The organism is Massilia sp. LXY-5, assembly GCF_059801075.1.
Window position 1 is genome coordinate 2,501 of the sequence record NZ_JBNNEH010000011.1, and the last position, 3,686, is coordinate 6,186.

The 3,686-nt window shown below is 53.2% G+C and carries 6 tRNA genes and 2 rRNA genes (1 of these 8 cut by a window edge); all 8 read left to right on the plus strand.

Going from position 1 to position 3,686, the window contains the following annotated elements:
• A 23S ribosomal RNA gene (locus tag ACI48I_RS24045) occupies positions 1 to 2,831 on the plus strand (it extends 115 nt beyond the left edge of the window).
• Between the two features lie 134 nt (positions 2,832 to 2,965).
• A 5S ribosomal RNA gene (rrf, locus tag ACI48I_RS24050) occupies positions 2,966 to 3,082 on the plus strand.
• 5 nt (positions 3,083 to 3,087) lie between these two features.
• Positions 3,088 to 3,163: transfer RNA gene (locus tag ACI48I_RS24055), tRNA-Asn, on the plus strand.
• 3 nt (positions 3,164 to 3,166) lie between these two features.
• Positions 3,167 to 3,239, plus strand: a tRNA-Thr gene (locus ACI48I_RS24060).
• A gap of 9 nt (positions 3,240 to 3,248) precedes the next feature.
• Positions 3,249 to 3,323, plus strand: a tRNA-Glu gene (locus ACI48I_RS24065).
• Between the two features lie 7 nt (positions 3,324 to 3,330).
• Positions 3,331 to 3,406: transfer RNA gene (locus ACI48I_RS24070), tRNA-Val, on the plus strand.
• A 16-nt stretch (positions 3,407 to 3,422) separates the two neighbouring features.
• Positions 3,423 to 3,497, plus strand: a tRNA-Gln gene (locus tag ACI48I_RS24075).
• A gap of 9 nt (positions 3,498 to 3,506) precedes the next feature.
• A tRNA-Lys gene (locus tag ACI48I_RS24080) sits at positions 3,507 to 3,582 on the plus strand.
• Positions 3,583 to 3,686: the final 104 nt, after the last annotated feature.

The window sequence follows — 3,686 nt, forward strand, 5'->3', positions numbered from 1 at the left end:
CGAATGGGGAAACCCGGCTGGAGTAATACCCAGTCACTCATCACTGAATACATAGGTGATGAAGAGGCAGACCAGGGGAACTGAAACATCTAAGTACCCTGAGGAAGAGAAAACAAGAGTGATTCCGTCAGTAGCGGCGAGCGAACGCGGAGAAGCCTAAACCAGAGAGCTTGCTCTCTGGGGTTGTGGGACGTCTCACATGGAGTTACCAAGGATTAGGGTAGGCGAAGAGGTCTGGAAAGGCCCGGCAAAGAAGGTAAAAGCCCTGTAACCGAAAGTCTAATCCCTCCGAGACGGATCCCGAGTAGTGCGGGGCACGTGAAACCCCGTATGAATCCGCCAGGACCATCTGGTAAGGCTAAATACTCCCTAGCGACCGATAGTGAAGCAGTACCGTGAGGGAAAGGTGAAAAGCACCCCGGAAGGGGAGTGAAAGAGATCCTGAAACCGTGTGCTTACAAGAAGTCAGAGCCCTATGATGAAACTCTGTTTCATCACGGGTGATGGCGTGCCTTTTGTAGAATGAACCGGCGAGTTACGTTTGCAAGCAAGGTTAAGGTGAGAAGCCGGAGCCGCAGCGAAAGCGAGTCTGAATAGGGCGAATGAAGTTTGTAGGCGTAGACCCGAAACCGTGTGATCTACCCCTGTCCAGGGTGAAGGTGCGGTAACACGCACTGGAGGCCCGAACCCACGTACGTTGAAAAGTGCGGGGATGAGGTGGGGGTAGCGGAGAAATTCCAATCGAACTCGGAGATAGCTGGTTCTCCCCGAAATAGCTTTAGGGCTAGCCTCGGTGGAATAGTCGTGGAGGTAGAGCACTGATTGGGTGCGGGGCCCGCCAAGGGTTACCAAGCTCAGTCAAACTCCGAATGCCATAGACTAATAGCCGGGAGTCAGACAGTGAGTGCTAAGATCCATTGTCAAAAGGGAAACAGCCCAGACCATCAGCTAAGGTCCCGAAGTGTGTGTTAAGTGGGAAAGGATGTGGAGTTGCACAGACAACCAGGATGTTGGCTTAGAAGCAGCCACCATTGAAAGAGTGCGTAATAGCTCACTGGTCGAGTGACTCTGCGCCGAAAATGTAACGGGGCTAAACACACCACCGAAGCTATGGCTTGATACATTCGTATCAGGGGTAGGGGAGCGTTGTATATACGTAGAAGGTGTACCGTAAGGAGCGCTGGAGAGTATACAAGTGAGAATGCCGGTATAAGTAACGAAAAGATCAGTGAGAATCTGATCCGCCGAAAGCCTAAGGGTTCCTGAGGAAGGTTCGTCCGCTCAGGGTAAGTCGGGACCTAAGGCGAGGCCGAAAGGCGTAGTCGAAGGACAACAGGTAGAAATTCCTGTACCACCGTAATCCGTTAATAGCGATGGGGTGACGCAGTAGGGTAGTGACGCGAGCGGATGGATGCTCGTCTAAGCAGTGAGGCTGGTGTGTAGGCAAATCCGCACATCGTAAGGCTAGGCTGTGATGGGGAGGGAAAATTTACAGTACCGAAGGTCATGATCTCAGACTGCCAAGAAAAGCCTCTAGTGAGGAGAAGGTGCCCGTACCGCAAACCGACACAGGTAGGCGAGAAGAGAATTCTAAGGCGCGCGGAAGAACTCTCGTTAAGGAACTCGGCAAAATGACCCCGTAACTTCGGGAGAAGGGGTGCCCCGGTAGAGTGAATAGCTCGAGGGGGCCGCAGTGAAAAGGCCCAAGCGACTGTTTAGCAAAAACACAGGTCTGTGCGAAGCCGCAAGGCGAAGTATACGGGCTGACGCCTGCCCGGTGCTGGAAGGTTAAGGGGAGCGGTTAGGGGTAACCCGAAGCTGTGAACCGAAGCCCCAGTAAACGGCGGCCGTAACTATAACGGTCCTAAGGTAGCGAAATTCCTTGTCAGGTAAATTCTGACCCGCACGAATGGCGTAACGACTTGGGCGCTGTCTCAACGAGAGATCCGGTGAAATTTTAATACCTGTGAAGATGCAGGTTACCCGCGACAAGACGGAAAGACCCCATGGAGCTTTACTGCAGCTTGATATTGGACTTTGATACGATTTGTACAGGATAGGTGGGAGCCTAGGAAGTGGGAGCGCAAGCTTCCATGGAGGCGCCGTTGGGATACCACCCTGATCGTATCGGAGTTCTAACCTGGTACCGTGAACCGGTACGGGGACAGTGTCAGGCGGGCAGTTTGACTGGGGCGGTCGCCTCCTAAAGAGTAACGGAGGCGCCCCAAGGTTCCCTCAGAATGGTTGGAAATCATTCGAAGAGTGCAAAGGCAAAAGGGAGCTTGACTGCGAGACTGACAAGTCGAGCAGGGACGAAAGTCGGGCTTAGTGATCCGGTGGTACCGCATGGAAGGGCCATCGCTCAACGGATAAAAGCTACCCTGGGGATAACAGGCTTATCTCCCCCAAGAGTCCACATCGACGGGGAGGTTTGGCACCTCGATGTCGGCTCATCGCATCCTGGGGCTGAAGTAGGTCCCAAGGGTTGGGCTGTTCGCCCATTAAAGCGGTACGCGAGCTGGGTTCAGAACGTCGTGAGACAGTTCGGTCCCTATCTGTCGTGGGCGTAGGAAATTTGAGAGGAGCTGTCCTTAGTACGAGAGGACCGGGATGGACGCACCGCTGGTGCACCAGTTGTTCCGCCAGGAGCACAGCTGGGTAGCTAAGTGCGGACGGGATAAGCGCTGAAAGCATCTAAGCGTGAAGCCCCCCTCAAGATGAGATTTCCCAGTATGTAAGACCCCTTGAAGACGACGAGGTTGATAGGCCTGAGGTGGAAGTGCCGCAAGGTATGGAGCTGACAGGTACTAATCGGTCGAGGGCTTATCCAAAAACACCCCAAAAAGTGAAGCGGAGGCTTCGGAGAGTATTCCTAATACTTTTCGGGCTTGGCGGGAAACCCAGTAGGGACTAATACGCAAAAACGTTTCGTATCCAGTTTTCAAGCGATTAAGCGCTTGAACCGTTTGGTGGCGATGGCGGAGGGGTTCCACGCGTACCCATCCCGAACACGACCGTTAAGCCCTCCAGCGCCGATGGTACTTGGACCGAAGGGTCCTGGGAGAGTAGGACGCCGCCAAGCAATATTCCCTGATAGCTCAGTTGGTAGAGCACTCGACTGTTAATCGAGTTGTCACAGGTTCGAGTCCTGTTCGGGGAGCCACTTGCTCTCATAGCTCAGTAGGTAGAGTGCATCCATGGTAAGGATGAGGTCACCGGTTCGATCCCGGTTGAGAGCTTTGTATTACGGCCCGTTGGTCAAGTGGTTAAGACACCTCCCTTTCACGGAGGTAACAGGGGTTCGAGTCCCCTACGGGTCACCATACATACGGAGGCTTAGCTCAGCTGGGAGAGCATCTGCCTTACAAGCAGAGGGTCGGGGGTTCGAACCCCTCAGCCTCCACCATTGTTTCTTCCATTATTGGGGATTAGCCAAGCGGTAAGGCAACGGACTTTGACTCCGTCATCCATAGGTTCGAATCCTATATCCCCAGCCATTTTATTGAGAGCCATTAGCTCAGTTGGTAGAGCACCTGACTTTTAATCAGGGTGTCGAAGGTTCGAGTCCTTCATGGCTCACCATTTAACCTTTAGCAATTAGTTGCTTGACATTGCTTAGGTAAATGAAGTATGATTGTGCGCGTGTGGCGGAATTGGCAGACGCACTAGACTTAGGATCTAGCGTC